Genomic DNA, 22,691 nt, shown 5'->3' with positions numbered 1-22,691 from the left:
GCGATGATCGATCGCAGCGACCCGCAATGGTACCGTGACGCCATCATCTACCAGATCCACGTCAAGTCGTTCTTCGACTCGAACGACGACGGGATCGGCGATTTCGAGGGGCTGACCCGGCGGCTCGACTATGTCCGCGACCTCGGCGTCACGGCGATCTGGCTGATGCCGTTCTACCCCTCGCCCCTGCGCGACGACGGCTACGACATCGCCGATTACGAGGGCATCAACCCGTCCTACGGGACCATGGAGGATTTTCGGGCCTTCGTGGCGGCGGCGCACGAGCGCGGCCTGCGGGTGATCACCGAGCTCGTGATCAACCACACCAGCGACCAGCATCCCTGGTTCCAGGCGGCCCGCGAGGCGCCCCCCGGCTCGCCCGAGCGCGACTTCTACGTCTGGTCGGATACCGACGAGCCGTACAAGGACACGCGCATCATCTTCCTGGACACCGAGGCCTCGAACTGGACCTGGGACCCGGTCGCCAAGCAGTATTTCTGGCACCGGTTCTACAGCCACCAGCCGGACCTGAACTTCGACAACCCGAAGGTGCTGGAAGCCGTCATCGCGACGATGCGCTACTGGCTCGACATGGGCGTCGACGGCCTGCGGCTCGACGCGATCCCCTACCTGATCGAGCGCGACGGCACGAACTGCGAGAACCTGTCCGAGACCCACGACGTCATCAAGGCGATCAGGGCGGCGCTGGATGCCAGCTATCCCGACCGGATGCTGCTGGCGGAAGCCAATCAGTGGCCCGAGGAGACCGCCCAGTATTTCGGCGACGGCGACGAATGCCACATGGCGTTCCACTTCCCGCTGATGCCGCGGATGTACATGGCGATCGCCCGGGAGGATCGGCACCCGATCACCGACATCATGCGCCAGACCCCGGAGATCCCCGAGGGCTGCCAATGGGCGATCTTTTTGCGGAATCACGACGAGCTGACGCTCGAAATGGTGACGGCTGAAGAACGCGATTATCTCTGGTCGTTCTACGCCGCCGAGCGCCGCGCCCGGATCAATCTCGGCATCCGCCGCCGCCTCGCACCGCTCTTGGAGAACGACCGGCGCAAGATCGAGCTGATGAAGTCCCTCGTCCTGTCGATGCCCGGCACGCCGGTACTCTATTACGGCGACGAGATCGGCATGGGCGACAACATCTATCTCGGCGACCGCGACGGCGTGCGCACGCCGATGCAATGGACCCCGGACCGCAACGGCGGCTTCTCCCGGGCGAACCCGCAGCGGCTGTTCCTGCCGGCGATCCAGGACCCGATCTACGGCTTCGACGCGATCAACGTCGAGGCGCAGACCCAGTCGCAGACGAGCCTGCTGAACTGGACCCGGCGAATGATCGCGATCCGTAACAACAGCGTCGCCCTGGGGCGCGGCACGATCCAGTTCCTCTACCCCTCGAACCGCAAGGTCCTGGCCTGGATCCGCGAGCACGAGGACGAGCGGATCCTGTGCGTCGCCAACCTGTCGCGGGCGCCCCAGGCGGTGCAGCTCGACCTGTCGGAACTGCGTACCGCGGTGCCGATCGAGCTCACCGGCGGCACCGAGTTCCCGCCGATCGGCGACCTGCCTTACCTGCTGACCCTGCCGTCCTACGGCTTCTACTGGTTCTCGCTCAGCGCCGCCCGCTCGGGCGCGATCGGCCCGCAGCAGGAGCCCCCGGAGCTGTTCACCCTGGTGCTCACCGGCGGCATCGAGAGCCTGATGTCGGGCCGCGAGCGCGTCGCCTTCGAGCGCACCGTGGTGCCGCCGTTCCTGACGAGCCGGCGCTGGTTCGGCGCCAAGGGCTCGCGGATCCGGTCCGTGAAGGTGATCGACTGCGCCGCCCTGAAGGACGTGGACGGCAGCGCCCGCTTCCTGCTGCCGCGCCTGCAGGTCCAGCTCGCCAACGGCGAATCCCAGGAGTACTTCGTGCCCGTGGGCGTCGAGGAGGGCCGCGAGGACGAGACGCTGCTGCCCTTCGCGGTGGCGCGGGTGCGCCGCGGGCCGCGCACCGGCCTGCTCTACGGCGCGGCCGGCTCAAACGCCTTCGCCGCCGGCCTGATCGACGCCATGCGCCAGGGCACCGCGATTCCCACGGAGAGCGGGCGGCTGGTGTTTTCCACCACCTCGGCCTTCGATCCGGACGTCACGGTGGACGTGGCCGATATCCGCCGGGTGTCGGCGGAGCAGAGCAACACCTCGATCGCCATCGGCTCGAAGATGATGCTCAAGCTCCTGCGCCGTCTGCAGCCGGGGACGCATCCCGAGATCGAGGTCGGGCGCTTCCTCACCGAGCAGGCGGGTTTCTCCAACACGCCCGCGCTGCTCGGCACCCTCGAACACGTGGCCGAGGACGGCACGCGGACGGCGCTGGCGGTCCTCCAGAAGTTCGTCATGAACCAGGGCGACGCCTGGACGCTGATGCTGGAGGGGCTGCGCCGGGACTTCGAGACCGTGGTGCTCACCCCCGAGAGCGAGGCCGCCAGCCCCGAGGAAGCGTTCCAGGCTCATGGCCCCTGGGCGGACCTGCTCGGCCGGCGCACCGCCGAGATGCACGCCGCCTTTGCCATGGAGACGGACGACCCGGCCTTCGCGGCCGAGCCCTTCGCCGAGGACGACCTGGCGGTCCTCGCCCGGGACGCGCGCCACCAGGCCGAGCGGGCCTTCCGGGCGCTGAAAGGTCTCGCCGAGCGCGGCCTCGATACCGGCAAGCCCGCCTGCGCGGAGCTGGCCGGGCGGCGCGCCGAGGTCGAGACGCTGATCGAAGCGCTCACCGCCGAGCCGGCGGTGGGCGCCCACAAGATCCGGATCCACGGCGACTATCACCTCGGTCAGGTGCTGGTCTCCGAGAGCGACCTGATCATCGTCGACTTCGAGGGCGAGCCCTCGCGGCCGGCGGACGAGCGGCGCGCCAAGTCCATGCCCCTGCGCGACGTCGCCGGCCTGATGCGCTCCTTCGCGTATGGAGCCGAGACCGTGATCCGCGAGATCACCGTCCGGTTCGGCGATTCCGAGGAGCGGGCGCGGGACGCCGCTATCGCCTGGCGCGGCATGATCGAGGCGGCGTTCCTGGCCGGCTACGACGCGGCCGTGGCGGGGACGCGGGCGGCGGTGACCGACCCGGCCACGCGGGCGCGGTTGCTGCGCCTCTGCCTGCTGACCAAGGCGCTCTACGAAGTCGATTACGAGGCCAACAACCGGCCGGACTGGATCGAAATCCCCGCACGGGGGGTTCTCACCATTCTGGACACGGACGGACACGAGCCCGGGGAAACCGAATGACGGCGATCGACGAGACCTTCGCACCGCGGATCGACCCGGAAGCGGCGAGCGCGCGGAACGCGGATGTCCCGCATTCCGGAGCCGCCTCGGCGCAGCCGAGCGTCCACCCGGACGCGATCGCGGCGCTGATGGGCGCCAACCACGGCGACCCGTTCTCGGTGCTCGGCCCCCACCGGGTCGGCCCGAATCTCTGGGAGGTGCGCGCCGTCCTGCCCGAGGCGCGGGCCGCCGCCTTGGTGATGAGCGACCGCACCGTACCGTTCGAGAAGCGGCACCCGGAAGGCTTCTACGTCGCCAAGGTCGAGGGCGAGGGCCGGCCGCTCTACGAGATTGAGGTCGAGTTCTGGGACGGGACCAAGAAGCGGCGCTTCGATCCCTACGGCTTCGGCTCCTCCATCGAGCAATACGACGTCGCGACCCTGCGCGAGGTCGGCACCAACCTGGTCTACCGGATGCTCGGTGCCCAGTCCGGACAGCTCGACGGCATCGACGGCTTCCGCTTCGCCGTCTGGGCGCCCAATGCCCGCAAGGTCAGCGTCGTCGGCGACTTCAACGACTGGGACGGGCGGCGCCACCCGATGCGCCTGTGGCAGGATGGCGGGATCTGGGAATTGTTCGTGCCCGGCCTCAAGGCCGGCGCCTGCTACAAGTTCGAGATCCGCGGTCCCGACGGCGCCCTGATCCCCCTCAAGGCCGACCCGGTCGCCTTCGCCGCCCAGCACCCGCCGGAGACCGCCTCGGTCACCCACGGGACGGGGGAGTTCCCCTGGCGCGATTCCGGCTGGATGAAGACCCGCGGTGCCAAGGATCCGCGCCACGCCGCGATCTCGATCTACGAGGTCCATCTCGGCTCCTGGGCGCGGGTGCCCGAGGAGGGCAACCGCTACCTCACCTACAAGGAACTGGGCGAACGGCTGATCCCCTACGTCAAGGATATGGGCTTCACCCATATCGAGATGCTGCCGATCACCGAGTTCCCGTTCGACGGGTCCTGGGGCTACCAGCCGGTCTCGCTGTTCGCGCCGACCAGCCGCTTCGGCACGCCCGAGGATTTCGCCGCCTTCGTCGATACCGCCCACGAGGCCGGCATCGGCGTGATGCTCGACTGGGTGCCCGGCCACTTCCCGCTCGACGCCCACGGGCTCGGCCTGTTCGACGGCACCCACCTCTACGAGCACGCCGACCCGCGCCAGGGCTTCCACCAGGATTGGGGCACCTACATCTACAATTTCGGCCGGACCGAGGTCGCGACCTTCCTGGCCGCCAATGCCCGGTTCTGGCTGGAGCACTACCACCTCGACGGCCTGCGCGTGGATGCCGTGGCGTCGATGCTCTACCTCGATTATTCGCGCCGTCAGGGCGAGTGGATTCCGAACCGCTACGGCGGCAACGAGAACCTCGACGCCATCGATTTCCTGCGCAAGACCAACGAGGCGACCTACAGCCACGCCCCAGGCACGATCACGGTGGCGGAGGAATCGACCTCCTGGCCGGGGGTCTCGCACCCGACCTACACGGGCGGCCTCGGCTTCGGCTTCAAGTGGAACATGGGCTGGATGCACGACACGTTGAAATACGTGTCGGAGGATCCGATCCACCGCCGCTACCACCACCACAACCTGACCTTCGGGCTGCTCTACGCCTTCTCGGAGAATTTCATCCTGCCGCTCTCCCACGACGAGGTCGTGCATGGGAAGGGCTCGCTGCTCGGCAAGATGCCGGGCGACCGCTGGCAGAAATTCGCGAACCTGCGCGCCTATTTCGGCTTCATGTGGGGGCATCCCGGCAAGAAGCTGCTGTTCATGGGCGGCGAGTTCGGCCAGGAGCGCGAGTGGAACCACGACAACAGCCTGGACTGGCACCTGCTCGACGATCCCCTGCACAAGGGCGTCAAGGACGTGGTCCGGGACCTCAACCGGCTCTACGTCTCGACCCCGGCGCTCTACAGCCGCGACGCGGAGCATACCGGGTTCCAGTGGCTGGTGGCCGACGATCAGGACAACAGCGTCATCGCCTGGGCCCGCAAGGGCGCCAATCCGGGTGAAGTCGCGATCGTGGTGTCGAACTTCACCCCGATCCCCCGGGAGGGCTATCGCGTCGGCGTGCCGGAGGCGGGCTTCTACCGCGAGGCGTTCAACTCGGACGCGGCGGTCTATGGCGGCTCGAACCTCGGCAACAACGGCGGCGGCCACACCGACGGCCAGGCGAGCCACGGCCAGGCCCAGTCCCTGTCGCTGACCCTGCCGCCGCTGGCGACGATGATCTTCGTGCTGGAGCGATAGAGGCTTGTCCTCGAAGGTCACGGATTCGAAAGGTCCGTGACTTTTCGCGGGTCCAGGGCGGAGCCCTGGTGTCGGGCTTTGCCCGATCCTTCAGGGCTCCGCCCCGACACCCCGCCAAAGGGCTGAGCCCTTTGGAAACCCGGTCTTACGCGGCGCGCCAGCGCAGCGCCGGGCTGTTGCCCATGGCGCGGGCGTAGAGGCCGGCATAGCTCTCGGCGGCCTGGTCCCAGCCGAACCGGGCGGCCATGGCGCGCCGGCGCATGGCGTTGAGGCGCTTCTTCTGGCCGAACGCCTCGAAGGCCCGGCGGACCGCCGAGCCGAAGGCCGAGGCCGAAGCCTCTGGGAAGGTGAAGCCCGTCACGCCGTCCTCGACCGTGTCGGCCAGCCCCCCGGTGCGATGCACGATCGGCAGGGAGCCGAAGCGCTGGGCGTACATCTGGGCGAGCCCGCAGGGTTCGAACCGCGACGGCATCAGCAAAAAATCGCTGCCGGCGAACATCCGCCTGGCCTGGGCCTCCTCGAAGCCGACATGCACGCCGACCGCGTCTGGATGGCGCTTGGACAGGCCGCGCAGGGCCTGCTCGAACCGGCCCTCGCCCTGGCCGATCACCACGAGCTGGCCGCCCTCGGCGACGATCGCCTCCGCCGCCTGAAGGCTCAGGTCGATGCCTTTCTGGTGCACCAGCCGCGAGACGATAGCGAAGAGCGGGCCGCGGGACACCGCCAGCCCGAATTGCTGGCGCACCGCCTCGGCATTGGCGCGCTTGCCCTTCCAGTCATCGACCTCGAACCGGGTGGCGAGGTGCTGGTCGGTGCTCGGGTCCCAGGTCTCGTCGATGCCGTTGAGGATGCCGGCGAGCCGACCCTGGCCGGCGCGGGTGCGCAGCAGCCCGTCGAGCCCGCAGCCCATCTCGGCCGTCTGGATCTCGCGGGCATAAGTCTCGCTCACCGTGGTGACCTGAGAGGCGTAGAAGATGCCGGCCTTGAGGAAGGAGAGCTGGCCGTAGAACTCCGCGCCGTCCACCTGGAAGGCCAAGTCCGGCACGCCGAGGCGGCCCAGGCTGTCGCGGGGAAACAGGCCCTGATAGGCGAGGTTGTGGATCGTCAGCACGCTCGGGATGCGCCGGCCGCGCCAGGCCAGGTAGGCCGGGGCGAGGGCCGCCTGCCAGTCGTTGAGGTGCAGCAGGTCGGCGGCCCAGTCGGCATCGATGCCGGCGGCGATCTCCGCAGCCGCGAGGCTCAGGCGGGCGAAGCGCAGGTCGTTGTCACCGAAATCGCCGTGGGCGTCGCCGTAGGGCGTGCCGTCACGCTCGTAGAGCTCGGGCGCCAGCAGGACGTAGATGCGCAATCCGTCGGCGGCCTCGACCAGGCCGAGGTCGCAGGGCGGAACACCCGCGAAGCCCTCCAGCCGGGCGACCACCGGGATCTCGGGAAACGCGGCGCGGACCTGGCGGTAGCCGGGGATCAGAACGCGGATGTCGTAATGCGGCACCAGGGCCCGGGGCAGGGCGGCCGAGACCTCGCCGAGGCCGCCGGTTTTCACGAAGTCAGCCATCTCCGGGGTGGCATAGAGGATGCGGCGGCGCAGGGAGGCCGGCCAGGCCGGATTCGTGAACTGCGCCGCGGAGCCCCCATCCTCGCCGAAGGACCGATCGGCCGAGGAACCACCGCGGAGCGCATCGTGCATGGGCATCGATCCTGGCCGGGCAGGATGCCCCGGTCGGGCAGAGGATCGGGCAGACACGGCTGTCACGGCCTCAACCATGTCCAATGCTCCTCCGTCACGACGGTTCCGTTGCGACGCACAATTTAGGCCAGGGGTAGCCTTAAGCATCGGTTACAGATTCGGCCATGGCGCGATGACTGCGCTGCACTGCGACAAGAGATGGCAGGCAAGCCTCAGATTCGACGGAGAATCACCCCCTCGTCGGGTCCGAGGGCGAGCGTCGTGCGGGCCGGCGCGCCCGCTCGGCCGGCCAGGGTCGAGAGCAGGATCGTCCAATCGCCCTCGGGCAGGGGCAGGCTCTGCGACTCGCCGCCGAAGTTCAGGACCACGCGCAGGCTCTCGCCGTCGGCGAAGCGCTCGTAGGCGAACACCGCCTCGGCCTCGACGGGCAGGCCCCGGTATTCGCCGACCGCCAGCGCGGCGTGGTCGCGCCGCAGCGCCAGGAGCCGCCGGTGCAGGGTCAGCATCGAGGCCGGGTCCGAGCGCTGGGCTTCGACGTTGCGGATCGGCCAATCCTCCGACAGCGGGAGCCACGGCTCCGCATCGGAGAAACCGGCCTGCGGGGCCTCGTCCCACTGCATCGGCGTGCGCTCCGGGTCGCGGCCGTGGCCGGGCTCGTTGCGCTCCCAGGGGTCCTGGGCGCGCTCAGGCGGAATCGGCACATGCCCGAGGCCGATCTCGTCGCCGTAATAGAGGGTCGGGGTGCCGCGTAGGGTGAGCAGCAGCATCGCGGCGATGCGGGCCTGGGCCTCGCCCACCCGGGCGGCGATCCGCGGCTGGTCGTGGTTGCCCAGCACCCAGTTCGGCCAGCCGCCCTCGGGCAAAGCCGCCTCGTAATTCGCCACCAGGTCGGCGACTGCATCGGCCCGCCACGGGGTCTGGATCAACTGGAAATTGAATGGCAGGTCGGCACCGGTGAGGTCCGGGCCGTAATAGGCCACCAGCCGCTCGATCGGCAGGTAGATCTCCCCGATCAGCACCCGCTCGCCGTACTGGCGCAGCACCGCCCGCATCCCGGCGATCACGTCGAACACCTCCGGGCGGTCGGCGGAATAGACCTGGGTGAAGCGGTTGATCTCCGGCGTGCCCGGCGCGTAGTCGGGATTGGCCGGGTTGTCGCGGAATCCCGCATCCTTCATCAGGTGCCAGATCACGTCGACCCGGAACCCGTCGACGCCGCGCTCCAGCCAGAAGCGCAGCGCGTCGTGCATCGCCGCCCGCACGGCGGGGTTGCGCCAGTTCAGGTCCGGCTGCTCGGCCAGGAAGGCGTGGTAGTAATACTGGCCGGTGGCCTCATCCAGCGTCCAGGCCGGGCCGCCGAAATTCGACACCCAGTTGTTCGGCGGGCCGCCCCCCGGGGCCGGGTCGCGCCAGATGTACCAGTCCCGCTTCGGGCTCGACCGCGACGACCGGCTCTCCGCGAACCACGGATGCGCGATCGAGGAATGGTTGGGCACGAAGTCGAGGATCACCTTCAGCTTGCGCCGATGCGCCTCGTCGATCAGCGCGTCGAAATCGGCGAGCGTGCCGAACAGCGGGTCGATGCCGCAATAATCGGCCACGTCGTAGCCGAAATCCGCCATGGGCGAGGGGTAGACCGGCGAGATCCACACCGCGTCGACCCCGAGCCAGGCGAGGTAGTCCAGCCGCGCCATGATGCCGGGCAGGTCGCCGACCCCGTCGCCGTTCGTGTCCTGGAACGAGCGGGGATAGACCTGGTAGACGGTGCCGCGCTTCCACCAGACGGTCTCGGTCATGCTGCACCCCGCGAATCCCCGAAGCAGGGTTAACCGCTGAGCCGCGCGCTGGCGACGGCTCAGATGCGCGCGTCACGGGCTGGCGGCGCGGATCGTTGTGTCTAGAATGTCACGTAGTCGCGCCATATCTCTGGCTGCGCGGTCGCACGCCTCGGTCGGGGCGGCACCGCCACGACTTCGCCCGGAAGCCGATCGCAAACTCACGACTTCGGGGCACGGATCGCCGAGACGTTCATTCGCTGGCAATCCGTCAAAAGAGATAATCCGCCCACGATAGCCCTGGCGCTAGAATCCGGGGCGCCGACTTTTGGGGGACCCGCACGTGCTGAACGACGTTCTCACTCCGCCCGCCCAGCGGGACGCCTTGCGCGACGACAGCGCTTCCGAGATCCCGGCGGCCGCCGCCTGGACCGCGCCGCTCCTGTGGCAGACCGGCGATTCCGTGGTCGACCTGCGGGAATCGATCCGCGCCAAGCTCACCTTCGCGCTGGGCCGGACGCCTGAATCCGCCCGCCCCCGCGACTGGTTCGCGGCGACGGCGCTCGCCCTGCGCGAGCGGATCGTGGCGGCCTGCATGGCCTCCGAGAAGGCCGTGCCGAACAAGCGGGTCTACTACCTCTCGCTCGAATTCCTCATCGGCCGGCTGATGTCGGATGCGATGAACAATCTGGGCCTCACCGAGACGACCCGGGCGGCGCTCCGCGAGCTCGGGGTCGATCTCGACGCCGTGCAGGATGCCGAGCCCGACGCGGCTTTGGGCAATGGCGGCCTCGGGCGGCTCGCCGCCTGCTTCATGGACAGCATGGCCAGCATCGGCATCCCGGCGGTCGGCTACGGCATCCGGTACGATCACGGCCTGTTCCGGCAATCCTTCGAGGATGGCTGGCAGCGCGAGGCGCCGGAGACCTGGCTCGCCGAGGGCAACCCCTGGGAGTTCGTCCGGCCCGACGCGAGCTACACGATCGGCTTCGGCGGAACCGTCACGATGTCGTCCCCCAATGAGGGCGTGATCCGCCGCCATTGGCAACCGGCCGAGACCGTGCGGGCGGTGGCCCACGACATCCCGGTGGTCGGCTGGCGCGGGCGCCACGTCAACCGGCTGCGCCTGTGGAAGGCGGAGGCCGGCGAGCCCGTCGACCTCGCCCGCTTCAACGGCGGCGACCATGTCGGCGCCGTGGCGGCGCGCAGCCGCGCCGAGGCGATCTCCCGGGTGCTTTATCCGAGCGATTCTTCGGCCGAGGGCCAGGAGCTGCGCCTGCGCCAGGAATACTTCTTCACCTCGGCCTCGCTCCAGGATCTCATCGCCCGGCATGTGAACGAGCGCGGCGACGTGCGCTCCCTGCCGGATCACGCGGCGATCCAGCTCAACGACACCCACCCGGCCATCGCGGTGCCGGAGCTGATGCGCATCCTCATGGAGGACCACGACCTCTCCTGGGAGGATGCGTGGCACGTCACCACCAACACGCTGAACTACACCAACCACACCCTGATGCCGGAGGCGCTGGAGACCTGGCCGGTGGAGCTGATGGAGCGGCTGCTGCCGCGCCACATGCAGATCATCTACCTGATCAACTGGATGCACCTGGAAGAGCAGGCCAAGCACGGCCGCCAGGACCCCGCCCATCAGGACGCCGCCTACCTGGCCTCGATCTCGCTGATCGACGAGGCCCATGGCCGCCGGGTGCGCATGGGCCACCTCGCCTTCCACGGCGCCCGCCGGGTCAACGGCGTCTCGGCCCTGCACACCGACCTGATGCGCTCCACGGTGTTCGCGCACCTGCACGCGCTCGATCCCGACAAGATCGTCAACAAGACCAACGGCATCACCTTCCGGCGCTGGCTGCACAACGCCAATCCGGGCCTCACCCGCCTCGCCGTTGAGACGGTGGGCTCGGGCGTGCTCGACGATCCGGCGCTGCTCCGGGGCCTCGAGGCCCATGCCGAGGATCCGGCCTTCGTGGCGCGCTACGCCGCCGTGCGCCGGCAGCGCAAGGAGGCCCTCGCCCGGCTCGTGGCCGAGCGCACCGGCACCGACATCGATCCGGAGGCGCTGTTCGACGTCCAGGTCAAGCGCATTCACGAGTACAAGCGCCAGCTGCTCAACGTGGTCGAGACTGTGGCGCTCTACCAGGCGATCAAGGCCGAGCCGCACCGGGACTGGACGCCCCGGGTCAAGATCTTCGCGGGCAAGGCGGCGCCGAGCTATGTCCAGGCCAAGCTGATCATCAAGCTCGCCTGCGACGTCGCCCGGGCGGTGAACGACGACCCCGAGGTCGCCGGCCGGCTGAAGGTGGTGTTCCTGCCGAACTACTCGGTAAGCCTCGCGGAGACGATCATCCCGGGCGCCGACCTGTCCGAGCAGATCTCCACCGCCGGCATGGAAGCGTCGGGCACCGGCAACATGAAGTTCGCCCTCAACGGCGCGCTCACGGTCGGCACGCTGGACGGCGCCAATATCGAGATCCGCGACCATGTCGGGGCGGACAACATCTTCATCTTCGGCCTCGACGCCGCCGGCGTGCAGGCCCGTGAGGCCGAGCCGGGCTACGCGGCACGGGCGATCCAGGCGTCACCCCGGCTGGCAGCGGCCCTCGACATGATCGCCTCCGGGCGGTTCTCGCCAGGGGAGCCGGGCCGGTTCCGGCCGCTCACCGACGACCTGCGCCGGCGCGACCAGTACCTGCTCACCGCCGATTTCGACGATTACTGGCGGGTGCAGCGCTCCATCGACGCCGCCTGGCGCGACCCGCGCGGCTGGTGGGCCAAGGCGATCCGCAACACCGCCCGGATGGCGTGGTTCTCGTCCGACCGGTCGATGCGCGAATACGCCGAGGAGATCTGGCGCGTCCGCCTAAGCTGAAATCCCGGTTTCGAAAGGTCCGAGATCTTTCGCGGGTCCAGGGCTCTGCCCCGACACCCCGCCGAAGAGCCTCAGGCCCTTCGGAAACCCTTCAGCCGGCGCCAGAGCCGGTGGCGGAGCAACGCCGCGCGCTCAGCAAGCCCGAGCCTGCGCCGGAAGAAGATGTGCGACACGCGCCCGAGCCGTGGCCCTGGGTCCGGCTCGCCCTTGCGCAGGGCGATGTCCGGCAGCACCGCCGATTGCGCAATCCTCAGGGACCAGGCGGCCGGGAAGGCCAGGTCCCGGAAGACCGAGCGCGTATAATAAGAAAATTCGTCGTAGGCGGTGATCGCGCGGGCGCGTCCGGTCGCCGGGTCCTGGACCATCAGCGTGCCGGCCTGCGGCCCGTAGGTCACGAGCGCGCCGATCGCGTGGCGCGGGCGCCCGAACGGGATCTCGGCGCTCTCGCCCTCGGGAATCTCCAGGAAATGCAGCGGGATGCCGTTGCGGCACAGGGTGAACCCGCATTCCAGGCCGGGGAGGGTGCGCAGCGGCAGGGATTCGAACCGGACCGGCAAGCCCAGGAACCGGTCGAGATAGGCGCGGCCCGGCGGCGGCGCCCGCATCAGGGCGTAGACCAGGGTGCCGTAGAGCTCGGACCCCGCCGGGGCGACATGGGTCCCGTCCTTCAGCAGGTAGGTGATGTCGCCCGCCCCCGCGGCCGCCATCGGGGCAGCGAGGTCGAGATACGGGATGCCGTAGAGGGCGCGGTACTCGCCAAGCAGGCCGGCGACGGGTTCGGCCGCGTAATCGACCCCGCCCTGGTGGAGGTTGAGGAAGGCGACCGGCAGGTTCCGGCGCGCGGTCGCCGCCAGGATGTCGTCCAGATAGGCCCGCATCGTCGCGCCGTCGAAGTAGCGGACGTTGCCGGTGAACAGCTCCAGCAGGACGTGGTCGCAGGGACAAGCGTCGAGGATCTCGTCGATCAGGCAGGCGATCGAGGGCAGGGAGTGGCCGCCCCAGCCGCTGCGCAGGAAGGTGACGGGGCGCCCCTCGGCCGCGGCTAGGGCGTTGGCCCGCTCGACATAGCCCGGCAGCTCCGTGACGCTGTAGCCGAGGCAGAGCACGCGGAGCATCGTAGAATCCGCTCGGCCTGGCGCCGGGACTGACGCGGTCAGGCGAGCACGATCGGGTAGCAGCGCGCGCCCACCGCGGCGGCAAGCACCTGCACGGCGCCGATGGTGGCGATGTCGCCGGCCACGTGGACGACGTCGGTGGCGCGCAGGCTCGGCAGATGGGCGGTGAGCGGGCCGGAGCGCACGTCCGGCGGGCGCTGGCGGCCGCGATCGGCGCAGAGCACGATTCGGCCGACGCCGGTGCAGCGCAGCCAGTCCAGGCTCTCGCGCATGTAGAGGTCGAGGGCGTCCCGGGCGCCGACGGCGAGCGCCATCTCGCGGGCGGGCTCGATGTAACGGGCCGCCCGGGCGATCGACCAGATCGGGCCGAAGCCGGCCCCGGCCGCCACCAGCACGAGGCGCCCGCCGCCGGGCCGGTACTGGCCGCGGCCGACGGGGCCCTTCACGCGCACCGGCTGGTCGAGGCGGATCGCGTCGACCGGGCCGCCCTCGGGATCCCGGGGGAGGTGGAACACCGCCTCGTTGATCTCGGCGGACCCGTCGACCCGCAGGGTCGGGGACAGGGTCAGGGTGGGCAGGCCGGCGAAGGTAACGAGGGCCTGATGGCCGGGTTCGAGGTTCGGGCGCCGGGTCAGGGTCGCCACCACCTCGACGATGCCCGGGCAGAGCCGGCGGATCTCCGTGACGGTGCCCTTGCGGATCGCCACCGGCAGGGGCGGGGCCTCCTCCTGGCCCAGGATCGGAGCGCCGGGCAGGCTCGGCCGCAGGGCCTCCGCCCGAGCCCGGCGGGCCGGGGGGCGGCGGCTCGACGGGGCGGCACTGCCCTGGCCGGCAATCTGGTTGGCGAGCTGCGCCTGGACGGGCGCGATCATGCCTTCGGCGAGCGCCGCTTCGAGTGGCGTGTCGCCGGTCGAGACGCGCACCGACCGGCCGTTGACGACGAGCGAGCAGCGCGCGCCCATGGCCGTACCCCGCTTGGTCTGAAGAGGGATCACCGGGCGCGGATCAGGAGCGTGTCGACCAGGGACGCCCAGCGCTCGCGGGTCGCCCGGACGTCGTCGCTCGCTGCGGACTCGGTCAGAAGCTGGCGCTGCGCCCGCAGGGCCTCGACCTCCTGCCGCTGGGCCCGGAGCACCGCCTTCATCACCTGCAGCTCGGTCTCGAGCCGGGCGATCTCGTCGGCCTCGTCCGGATCCTCGGACAGGTCGTCGGAGACGCGCAGATCCGGGCCGGGCAGGGGCAGCCGGGTGCGGGCCTGCTGCTCCAGCCGGACCGGCCGGGCGATCAGGCGCCGCACGAGATCCGAGCTGCCCGCCTGCTGGTAACGCCTCGCCGCCTCGGCCATCCGCCCATCCCCTTCACGGGCGCCGGAGGGCCCGCCTGTCAACAGGAGCTTGCGCGGACATGGTTAAGGGGGGCTTAAACCGATCGGCGACATCGGGGGTGTTCAGGTGAAAAGCCTTACGGGGCCCAAGGCCATGCCCGGAAGCCCCACATGCGATCGGCGCATGATTCCGCGGTCGGCCGCGCGTCGAACCGGGCTTACGCGTTTCGTTGATTTCGAATATTGCGTTTGGGGATGAAATCTCTTGGTCGGTCATGCGACCGACCGATGCGGAGGGCCCATGACGGTCACGACCGAGAGGCGGGATAGGCAGTCGTGCATGGAGAACGTGCCTTTCGTGGCAAGCGACGAGGAGGCTCTTATCGCGCGCGAGGCCGTGGCGCGCTTGAGACCGATCGCCGAGGGCAATCAGGATGTCCGCCTGCGCGTGATGGAATCGGTCGATGTCGTCGTGCCGGTGCCCGCCCGCGCGCTTCGGCTGATCGTCGACGTGCTGGCCTGTATGGGCGATCAGAGGGCCGTGTCGTTCATCCCCCTGGACGCCGAGCTGACGACCCAGCAGGCCGCGGATCTGCTCAACGTCTCCCGGCCCCATCTCGTCGGCCTGCTGGAGCGCGGCGAGCTGCCGTTCCGCCGCGTTGGAGCGCATAGGCGCGTGCGGGCCGCCGACCTGATCGCGTTCAAGCGCAAGGATGAGGCACAGCGCAAGGACGCCCTCGATCGCATGGCCGCCCTGTCCCAGGACCTCGGCCTCGACTGATCATGCCGTCGACGTTCACCGCCTTCTTCGACGCGAACGTATTCTTCGGAGCCCGCCTGCGCAGCCTCGTGATGGAGGTGGCGCAGAGCGGGGTTTTTCGGGCGCGCTGGAGCGCGGATGTCCATGACGAATGGATCCGGTCGTTGCTCGGCAGGCGCGCCGACCTAAGGCGCGAGCAGATCGAGCCGATCCGGGCGATGATGGACGTTGCGGTCCCGGATGCCCTCGTCTCGGGATATGCTGGCCTGATCCCAGCGCTGACGTTACCCGATCCCGACGACCGCCACATCCTGGCCGCCGCCATCGCCGGCCGGGCCGACGTGATCGTAACCTTCAACGAGAAGGATTTTCCGGCCGAAGCCCTGGCGCCCTACGGAATCCACACGCGCCATCCGGATGCGTTCTTCAGCGAGGCCGAGGGGGTCGAGCCGGGCATGCTGACTGATGCGGCCGCCCGCGACCTCGCCCACTACAAGCGGCCGCCCCTGACGCCCAGACAGTACACGGACGATCTGCGCAGAGCGGGCGTCCCCCAGCTTGCAGACTATCTCTGGCGCATGCGCGTTCTGCTCAACGATCAAGCCGAGCCGTAGGGTGGCGTGCGGTCGTAGGCGGCGTGCCCCTTAAGCGGTTTCCGCCGCCGCCCCCGTCATCAACCCGGCCACGAGCGCGTAGGTCTCGGTCCAGGCCTCGCGGACCTCGGGGGTGAAGTCCGGGCCGAGGCCCTGTTCCAGGGTCCAGAGCAGGGCGGCGCCGACCGGGGCGTAATGGGCGGCCTGTGTGCCGTAGGCCACGTGCTTGCGCCCGAGTTCCTGGATCGCCGGGGCCACGGTCTCGGGGTGGCCGAGATGGGCCACGGCCAGGCCCAGCATGGCCATCAGTTTCTTTTTCTGCTCGGCCATGTCGTCGGGGAAGAGCGGGCGCACCTCCGGGGCGATCTCGAACAGGCGCCCGTAGAACAGGTCGGCCGCCGTCCCGGCGATCGGCCGCACCTTCGCGTAACTGTCCTGGACGAGCCGGACCTGATCGGGCGTCATCGCATCCCCTGCCGAAAGACGTGGCCCCCCCGGCGGGATTATAGCCCGGCCCGGGCCGGGCGAAACCGCGATCAGGCGGCCTCGGGCGCCGCACCGACGATCTGGCGGGCCTGCAGCATGGTCATCGGCTCGCCGAAGGCGGGGCCGAGGGCGTATTCGCAGCCGAGGCCGGCCAGCGCCTGGGCGTCGCCCTCCGATTCGCAGCCCTCGGCCACGATGGCGAGGTTCAACTCGCTCGCCATCCGGACGATGGAGCGCAAGATCGCGGTCTGGCCGGTGCCGATCTGGCGCACGAAGGTGGCGTCCACCTTGATCGTGTCGAAGGGGAAGCGCTGGAGGTAGGACAGGGCCGAGTAGCCGGTGCCGAAATCCGACAGGCACAGGCCGGCCCCGAGGTCGTGGATCCGGGCCAGCATCTGGGCTGCGTATTCCGGGTTCTCCATCACCAGGCTCTCGCTGAATTCCAGCTTGAGCGAGCCCGGCAAAGCCCCGGAGCGGGCCAGCACGGTCTTCACGTCGTGCAGCAGGTCGTGGCGCAGGAGCTGGCGCGAGGAGAGGTTGCAGGCCGCGAAGATCGGCGGCTCGACCTCGAGGGAGCGCTGCCAGGCGGCGAGCTCCAGGGCGGTGCGCTCCAGGGCGAAGATGCCGAGATTGACCACGAAGCCGCTCTCTTCGGCCAGCGGCATGAAGGTCGAGGCCGGAATGCGCCCGAGCTTCGGATGGTCCCAGCGCAAGACGGTCTCGAACCCCGCCACGGTGCGGTCCTCGAGGCGGACCACCGGCAGGAACAGCACCCGCAATTCGTTGCGCTCGATCGCCTTGCGCAGGTCGCTCTCCAGCATCAGCCGGTCGGAGCGGTCGGTGCGCATATGGGCGCGGAACACCTCGATCCGGTCGCCGCCGTTGCGCTTGGCCTGGATCATGGCGATCTCGGCGCTCTTGAACACCTCGTCGCGCTTGAGGTTGGCGCCCGCCTCGTAGAGGGCGAGCCCGATCGAGACCGTGAGGAAGATCTCCCGGTCGGCATAGGTGATCGGCGTCGCGATCGCCCGGCGGATCATCTCGGCGAAGGCCAGGATCCGGTCGGGGTCGCGCTCGGACAGCAGGATCACAGCGAACTCGTCGCCGGCGACCCGGGCCAGAGTGTCCTGCGGGCGCAGCAGGCGGCCGAGCCGGCGCGACAGGGTCAGCAGGATCGAGTCGCCCGCCGACAGGCCGATGGCGTCGTTGATGCCCTTGAACCGGTCGACATCCAGCACGATCACGGTGGGCCGGAGGCGCTGGTCCTGGCCCGCGAAGGCGAGAGCCGCGTCGAGGCGGTCGCCGAACAGCTCGCGGTTGGGGAGGCCGGTCAGGCTGTCATGCACGGCGTCGTGGAGCAGACGCTCCTCGGCGGTCTTGATCTCGGTCACGTCCGCGATGGTGCCGACCACGCGGATCACCTCGCCGTCGGCGCCGATCACCGGCCGGGCCTTCAGCCGATACCAGAAATAGGTGCCGGCGGCCGAGCGCAGGCGGAAATCGTGGACGATGCGCCCGCGCCGCTCCTCGATCACCGTGTCGAGGGCCGCCGAGTAGCGCTCCACGTCGAAGGGGTGGAGCGTGCCGAGCCAGTTCGTCGCCGGGCCCTCCAGGGTGCCCCGGGGCAGGCCGAGCTGCGCCTCGATCTCGGGGCCCGCAAAAACCCGGTCGGCGGGCACGTCCCAGTCGAACACCACGTCACCCGCGCCGGTGAGCGCCAGCGCCCGGCGCTCGGTGTCCGAGACCAGGGCGTGGCTGAGGCCGCCCCCCGCGAAGGCGTGCTGGAGCACCGTGAAGCCGATCAGCATCACGATCAGCACGAGGCCGCCGATCAGGGCCGGCTGCACCAGGTCGCTGCCGATCTGGCCGGTGACCGCGAAACCCGCCGCCGTCACCCAGACCACCAGCAGCAGCCAGGTCGGCACCAGCAGGATGGCGCGGTCGTAGCCGTTATGGGCCGCGAGGTAGACGATCAGCAGCAGGCCGATCCCGGCCACGGCCGCGATGGAGATGCGCGCCACCCCCGCCGCCACGGGTGGGTCGAACACCGCCAGGCCGACGAGGCCTGCCAGGAAGGCGAGCCAGAAGAACGCCACGTGGCTGTAGCGCACGTGCCAGCGGGCGAGGTTCAGGTAGGCGAACAGGAAGACCAGCAGCGTCGCCCCGAGTACCGCCTCGGCGGAGGCCCGGTAGACCCGCTCGGCGAGCTCGGTGACGGGAAACACCCGCTGCAGGAAGCCGAAATCGATGCAGGCATAGGCCAGCACCGACCAGGCCAAAGCCGCGGCGGCCGGGAAGATGATCGCGCCCTTGACCACGAACACGATGGTCAGGAACAGCGCCAGCAAGCCGCTGATGCCGATGATGATGCCCTTGTACAGGGTCAGCCCGGCGGTCTTGCGGCGATAGGCGTCCTGATCCCACAGGTGTAGCTGGGGCACGTTGGGGCCGCGCAGCTCGGCGACGTAGGTGACGGTCGTGCCGGGATCCAGCGTGATGGTGAACTGGTCGGCCTCCGGGTTCTCGTCGCGCTCCGGGCGGATGCCTTGGCTCGCCGTGATGGCGGCGATCCGCGAGCCGCCGAGATCGGGCCAGATCACCCCGGAATCCACCAGCCGGAAATGCGGCGCCACCAGGATGCGGTCGATCTGCTCGTCGGTGTCGTTGGTGAGCGCGAACACGATCCAGTCGGGCCGGGCGCCGGCATCGCGCGCCTTCACGACGATGCGGCGGACGATGCCGTCCTTGCCGGGGGCCGTGGAGATCTGGATCAGGTCGCCGTCCGAGCGATAGCGCTCGATCGCGGTGGTCAGGTCGATCACCGGCGCGTCGAGGGTGACGCGCACCGCCTCGACGGCCAGGGCCGGGGCGCTCGCCGAGACGGCCAGCGACAGGGCACCGACCAGGGTCAGGAGGAGGGCGAGGATGCGCAAGGGTGTCTTGAGTTCCGGCCGTGCGAGCTGCGGCGTCGGCCGCCCGGGCGGCCGCGATCGATTCAGAAGGCCCTGACCCGGGACGAGAACGGCGCCCCGGGCCGGGGCCGCCTCCCGCGGATCGCGCCCCTTTGCGGCCAAATCAAGTTGGGCGCGGCGGGGCGGCGCCCGCCCGGGGTCGCTTGTCCGTAGAGGCAGTGGATTTCAGGCCGCGCCCAGGGCGGCGGCGATCTTGTCGAGGGTGGGCAGCTTGCGGATCGGGCCGATGGCCGCCAGCGTCGGCGCCCCTTTCAGCATGGCGGCCGCGGCCGCCCGCACATCCGCGACCGTGACGGCGTCGACCTTGTCGATCACCTCACCCGCCGGGATCACCCGGCCCCAGGCCAGGATCTGGCGGGCGTTGCGCTCGATGCGCCCGCCGGGCGTCTCCAGCGCGGAGAGCAGGGACACCTTCAGCTGCGCCTTCGCCCGGGCGATCTCGGGCTCGGCGAGGTCCCGGGCGGCCCGGGCCGTGGCCGCGAGCGTCACGTCGACGAGCTCGGGCAGGTCCGCCCCGGCGGTCCCGGCGCCGATGCCGAACAGGCCGCAATCGGAAAAGGGCCAGTGGAAGGCCTGGATCTCGTAGGCGAGGCCGCGGGTCTCGCGCACCTCCTGCCAGAGCCGGGAGGTCAGGCCGCCGCCGAGCACCTGGGCGAACATGTGGAGCGCGTAGTAGCGATCGTCCCGGAACGACAGGCCGGGCAGGCCGATCACCAGATTGGCCTGTTCGAGCTTGCGCGGCATCCGCCGCTCGCCGCCGCCATAGACGCCCGGCACCGCCGCGGGCGCCACCGTCGCCGGCAGGGCGCCGAAATGGCGCTCGGCGGCCTCGACGATCGCCTCGTGGGTCACCGCCCCGGCACCGGCCACGACGATGCGGTCCGGCGTGTATTCCCGGGCGAGGTAGGCGCGGATCCCGGCCTCGTCGAAACTCCGGATCGTCTCGGGGCGCCCGAGGATCGGCCGGCCGACTGGCTGGTCCGGGAAGGCGGCCTCCGTGAAGGCGTCGTAGACCACGTCGTCGGGGGTGTCCTCGACGGCGGCGTATTCCTGCAGGATCACGCCCTTCTCCCGGGCGAGCTCGCCGGCATCGAACACCGAATCGGTGAGGATGTCGCCGATCACGTCGAGGGCGAGGCCGGCATCCTCACCCAGCACCCGGGCGGTGTAGCTCGTCCCCTCCGTGGAGGTGGCGGCATTGATCTCACCGCCGACATTCTCGATCTCCTCGGCGATCTTTTGGGCCGAGCGCGTGCGCGTGCCCTTGAACGCCATGTGCTCGATGAGGTGGGACAGCCCGGCCTCGTCGGCGCGCTCGTTGCGCGAGCCGGCCCCGACCCAGACGCCGAGGCTCGCAGTCGCGACCCCGGGCATCGGCTCGGTCACCACCGTCACGCCGTTCGCGAGCCGGGTCGTGCGCAGGGACGGGGAGGCGGCGTGCGTGGTGAAATGCTGGTTCATCGCGGGCTCAGCCACCCTTCGTGATGCGGGCGCGCTCGCGGATCAGCCGCTCCACCGCGGCCTGATCGTTGGCCACCGGGGTCATGCGCTCGGGCCGGTCCATGAGGTCGGCGAGGTGCGGCGGCAGGGGCGGCCGAAGCCCGCCGGTGGCCTTGGCGACCGCGTCGGGGAATTTTGCGGGATGCGCCGTGGCGAGGGCGACGACAGGGGTGGCCGGGTCCTGCTCCAGGAGCCGGCGGCCGGCGCGAACCCCGATGGCGCTGTGGGGATCGAGCACGATCCCGGTGGCGGCCTGGGTCAGGGCGATCTCTTCCATCACGTCGGGCTCCGGCACCGCGACGGCGTCGAACTCGGAGCGGACCGTGGCCAGAACTTCCGGGCTCAAGGAGAAGCCGCCGGACTGCTTCAGCCCGGCCATCAGCCGCGACAGCGCCGAGGCGTCGCGGCCGAGCGCCTCGAACAGCAGCCGCTCGAAATTCGAAGAAATCTGGATGTCCATGGAGGGCGAGGTCGTGGGCACGACGCCGCGCAGCTCGTAGGCGCCGTGCTCCAGGGTGCGCACCAGGATGTCGTTGGCGTTGGTGCCGATCATCAGCCGGTCGATCGACAGGCCCATCCGCTTGGCGACCCAGCCGGCGAGCACGTCGCCGAAATTGCCGGTCGGCACCGCGAAGGAGACCGGCCGATGGGGCGCGCCGAGCGCCACCGCGCTGGTGAAGTAGTACACGGCCTGCGCCGCGACCCGGGCCCAGTTGATCGAGTTGACCCCGGACAGGCGCACCGAATCGGCGAATTCGGCGTGCTGGAACAGGGCTTTGACCAGGTTCTGGCAATCGTCGAAGGTGCCGTCCACCGCCAGCGCGTGGACGTTCTGCGCCGGCACCGAGGTCATCTGCCGCCGCTGGACCTCGGAGACCCGCCCGTGCGGGTAGAGGATGAAGATATCGACCCGGTCGAGGCCGCCGAAGGCCTCCACGGCGGCCGAGCCGGTATCGCCCGAGGTCGCGCCCACGATGGTGGCGCGGGTGTCGCGCTTGGCGAGGACATGGTCCATCAACCGCCCGAGCAGCTGCATCGCCACGTCCTTGAAGGCCAGCGTCGGCCCGTGGAAGAGCTCCAGCAGGAACAGGTTGTCGTCGAGCTGGGTCAGCGGGCAGACCGCCGGGTGCCGGAAGGTGGCGTAGGATTCGTCGATCATCCGGTCGAGATCCGGGCCGGCGATCTCGCCATCCATCAGCGGGCGCAGCACGCGCTTGGCGGCTTCCGCGTAGGGCTTGCCGGCGAGCGCAGCGATCTCGCCCCGGCCGATCTGCGGCCAGGTCTGAGGCACGTAGAGTCCGCCGTCGCGGGCGAGGCCTGCGAGGAGCGCATCCGAGAACGAGAGCGGCGCGGCCTCGCCGCGGGTCGAGACGTGGAGCACAGGGGCCTCCGGGAGGAAGGCGCCCCCTCTACACGATGCGGGCGGACCTGTCGAAAGCCCGGCGCGCCCGAGGGGGTCCCGAGGTTTAACCGGGCCTGAACGGGCCGGTTCAGGACCGGTTCCGCCACCGCGCCTAGAACCGGATCACCCCCACGGAACCCCGGCCCGACCGGCCGGTGATGCGGGGGCGGCCCGACCCCGCCTGCGGGGCGCCTTCGGAAAGAGAGCCGACATGATTCGAACCCGCGCCGTTCGACCCCTCGCTTTGGCCGGCGCTGCAGTGCTGCTGCTCGGCACCGCGGCGATCGCCCAGACCCCGCCCCCCGGCGGCCCGCGGCCGGGTCCCGAGGCCGGCGCCCCGCCGCCACCCCCGCCCCCGGGCGGTCCCCGGCGCGGTCCCGGCCCGGACGGTCCACCCCCGCCACCGCCCGGCGGTCCGCGCGGTCCGGGTTCCGATGGTCCGCCCCATCCGCCGCCGCCGAAGGGCGCGCATTTCCGGCTCGAGCGCGGCGACGCCCGGGTCGACGTGAAATGCGCCGACGAGGAGTCGATGAAGGTTTGCGCCGACATCACCCTCCAGCTCCTCGACAAGCTCGCGACGCTGCGGCCCGCCGACGCCCGATAGCCCTCATCCGGACGGCGGGGCTCCG

Annotated in this window: 15 protein-coding genes; 6 read left to right on the top strand and 9 right to left on the bottom strand. The window is 70.2% G+C overall.

Features of this window, described 5'->3' with window-relative positions; genetic code table 11:
• The first annotated feature begins 3 nt into the window (after nucleotides 1–3).
• Both treS and glgB read left to right on the top strand, forming a co-directional pair.
• Nucleotides 4–3,282, top strand: coding sequence for a maltose alpha-D-glucosyltransferase (treS, locus tag BM228_RS17135; RefSeq protein ID WP_092042571.1), 3,279 nt, complete (start codon nucleotides 4–6; stop codon nucleotides 3,280–3,282).
• Nucleotides 3,279–5,564 carry a 1,4-alpha-glucan branching protein GlgB gene (glgB, locus tag BM228_RS17130; protein WP_092042570.1) on the top strand — a complete coding sequence of 762 codons (2,286 nt, stop codon included), beginning with the start codon at nucleotides 3,279–3,281 and terminating at the stop codon, nucleotides 5,562–5,564. The genes treS and glgB overlap by 4 nt, the downstream gene beginning before the upstream one ends.
• Before the next feature lie 145 nt (nucleotides 5,565–5,709).
• Here glgB and glgA read toward each other — a convergent pair whose 3' ends face one another.
• Both glgA and BM228_RS17120 read right to left on the bottom strand, forming a co-directional pair.
• On the bottom strand, nucleotides 5,710–7,251 hold the full coding sequence (gene glgA / locus BM228_RS17125; RefSeq protein WP_092042568.1) for a glycogen synthase GlgA: 1,542 nt from the start codon (nucleotides 7,249–7,251) through the stop codon (nucleotides 5,710–5,712).
• 212 nt (nucleotides 7,252–7,463) lie between these two features.
• Nucleotides 7,464–9,047 (bottom strand): alpha-amylase family glycosyl hydrolase, encoded by a 1,584-nt coding sequence (locus tag BM228_RS17120; RefSeq protein ID WP_092042567.1) that lies wholly within the window; start codon nucleotides 9,045–9,047, stop codon nucleotides 7,464–7,466.
• Nucleotides 9,048–9,369: 322 nt separating this feature from the next.
• Here BM228_RS17120 and BM228_RS17115 point away from each other — a divergent pair, with 322 nt between their 5' ends.
• Nucleotides 9,370–11,910 (top strand): glycogen/starch/alpha-glucan phosphorylase, encoded by a 2,541-nt coding sequence (locus BM228_RS17115; protein ID WP_092042635.1) that lies wholly within the window; start codon nucleotides 9,370–9,372, stop codon nucleotides 11,908–11,910.
• Between the two features lie 71 nt (nucleotides 11,911–11,981).
• On the opposite strand, the gene BM228_RS17110 is transcribed toward BM228_RS17115, so the two are convergent.
• From BM228_RS17110 to BM228_RS17100, 3 genes are read right to left on the bottom strand one after another with little or no spacing between them, the layout of a single operon-like run.
• Nucleotides 11,982–13,025, bottom strand: coding sequence for an SGNH/GDSL hydrolase family protein (locus BM228_RS17110; protein WP_092042565.1), 1,044 nt, complete (start codon nucleotides 13,023–13,025; stop codon nucleotides 11,982–11,984).
• A gap of 38 nt (nucleotides 13,026–13,063) precedes the next feature.
• A complete protein-coding gene (locus BM228_RS17105; RefSeq protein WP_092042563.1) occupies nucleotides 13,064–13,987 on the bottom strand; it encodes a ferredoxin reductase domain-containing protein in 924 nt (307 codons plus the stop codon).
• Between the two features lie 29 nt (nucleotides 13,988–14,016).
• Nucleotides 14,017–14,370 carry a hypothetical protein gene (locus tag BM228_RS17100; RefSeq protein ID WP_092042562.1) on the bottom strand — a complete coding sequence of 118 codons (354 nt, stop codon included), beginning with the start codon at nucleotides 14,368–14,370 and terminating at the stop codon, nucleotides 14,017–14,019.
• A gap of 319 nt (nucleotides 14,371–14,689) precedes the next feature.
• Here BM228_RS17100 and BM228_RS17095 point away from each other — a divergent pair, with 319 nt between their 5' ends.
• Both BM228_RS17095 and BM228_RS17090 read left to right on the top strand, forming a co-directional pair.
• Complete coding sequence (locus tag BM228_RS17095) at nucleotides 14,690–15,130, top strand: helix-turn-helix domain-containing protein (protein WP_092042560.1); 441 nt, start codon at nucleotides 14,690–14,692, stop codon at nucleotides 15,128–15,130.
• Between the two features lie 2 nt (nucleotides 15,131–15,132).
• Complete coding sequence (locus BM228_RS17090) at nucleotides 15,133–15,723, top strand: PIN domain-containing protein (protein WP_208612052.1); 591 nt, start codon at nucleotides 15,133–15,135, stop codon at nucleotides 15,721–15,723.
• Between the two features lie 30 nt (nucleotides 15,724–15,753).
• On the opposite strand, the gene BM228_RS17085 is transcribed toward BM228_RS17090, so the two are convergent.
• The 4 genes from BM228_RS17085 to thrC all read right to left on the bottom strand — a co-directional run bounded on the left by BM228_RS17085 (nucleotide 15,754) and on the right by thrC (nucleotide 22,041).
• Nucleotides 15,754–16,167, bottom strand: coding sequence for a globin family protein (locus tag BM228_RS17085; RefSeq protein ID WP_092042557.1), 414 nt, complete (start codon nucleotides 16,165–16,167; stop codon nucleotides 15,754–15,756).
• A gap of 71 nt (nucleotides 16,168–16,238) precedes the next feature.
• On the bottom strand, nucleotides 16,239–19,121 hold the full coding sequence (locus tag BM228_RS17080; protein ID WP_092042556.1) for an EAL domain-containing protein: 2,883 nt from the start codon (nucleotides 19,119–19,121) through the stop codon (nucleotides 16,239–16,241).
• Between the two features lie 204 nt (nucleotides 19,122–19,325).
• Nucleotides 19,326–20,621 carry a M16 family metallopeptidase gene (locus tag BM228_RS17075; protein WP_092042554.1) on the bottom strand — a complete coding sequence of 432 codons (1,296 nt, stop codon included), beginning with the start codon at nucleotides 20,619–20,621 and terminating at the stop codon, nucleotides 19,326–19,328.
• A 7-nt stretch (nucleotides 20,622–20,628) separates the two neighbouring features.
• Nucleotides 20,629–22,041 (bottom strand): threonine synthase, encoded by a 1,413-nt coding sequence (gene thrC, locus BM228_RS17070; RefSeq protein WP_092042553.1) that lies wholly within the window; start codon nucleotides 22,039–22,041, stop codon nucleotides 20,629–20,631.
• Between the two features lie 232 nt (nucleotides 22,042–22,273).
• Here thrC and BM228_RS17065 point away from each other — a divergent pair, with 232 nt between their 5' ends.
• The gene (locus BM228_RS17065) at nucleotides 22,274–22,666 is read left to right on the top strand and encodes a hypothetical protein (RefSeq protein WP_092042551.1); all 393 of its coding nucleotides are present in this window, start codon (nucleotides 22,274–22,276) and stop codon (nucleotides 22,664–22,666) included.
• Nucleotides 22,667–22,691: the final 25 nt, after the last annotated feature.

Origin of the sequence: Methylobacterium pseudosasicola, from assembly GCF_900114535.1 — a bacterium.
Taxonomy (GTDB): Bacteria; Pseudomonadota; Alphaproteobacteria; order Rhizobiales; family Beijerinckiaceae; genus Methylobacterium; species Methylobacterium pseudosasicola.
The sequence above is the reverse complement of the archived record's forward strand: the minus strand, read 5'-3'. Positions and strand labels throughout refer to the sequence as shown.

Coding starts and splice junctions, on each gene's coding strand:
- BM228_RS17100 (WP_092042562.1), bottom strand. CDS start 14,370: ATGGCCGAGGCGGCGAGGCGTTACCAGCAGGCGGGCAGCTCGGATCTC.
- BM228_RS17105 (WP_092042563.1), bottom strand. CDS start 13,987: ATGGGCGCGCGCTGCTCGCTCGTCGTCAACGGCCGGTCGGTGCGCGTC.
- BM228_RS17095 (WP_092042560.1), top strand. CDS start 14,690: ATGGAGAACGTGCCTTTCGTGGCAAGCGACGAGGAGGCTCTTATCGCG.
- BM228_RS17120 (WP_092042567.1), bottom strand. CDS start 9,047: ATGACCGAGACCGTCTGGTGGAAGCGCGGCACCGTCTACCAGGTCTAT.
- BM228_RS17090 (WP_208612052.1), top strand. CDS start 15,133: ATGCCGTCGACGTTCACCGCCTTCTTCGACGCGAACGTATTCTTCGGA.
- glgA (WP_092042568.1), bottom strand. CDS start 7,251: ATGCACGATGCGCTCCGCGGTGGTTCCTCGGCCGATCGGTCCTTCGGC.
- BM228_RS17075 (WP_092042554.1), bottom strand. CDS start 20,621: ATGAACCAGCATTTCACCACGCACGCCGCCTCCCCGTCCCTGCGCACG.
- treS (WP_092042571.1), top strand. CDS start 4: ATGATCGATCGCAGCGACCCGCAATGGTACCGTGACGCCATCATCTAC.
- BM228_RS17065 (WP_092042551.1), top strand. CDS start 22,274: ATGATTCGAACCCGCGCCGTTCGACCCCTCGCTTTGGCCGGCGCTGCA.
- BM228_RS17110 (WP_092042565.1), bottom strand. CDS start 13,025: ATGCTCCGCGTGCTCTGCCTCGGCTACAGCGTCACGGAGCTGCCGGGC.
- glgB (WP_092042570.1), top strand. CDS start 3,279: ATGACGGCGATCGACGAGACCTTCGCACCGCGGATCGACCCGGAAGCG.
- BM228_RS17085 (WP_092042557.1), bottom strand. CDS start 16,167: ATGACGCCCGATCAGGTCCGGCTCGTCCAGGACAGTTACGCGAAGGTG.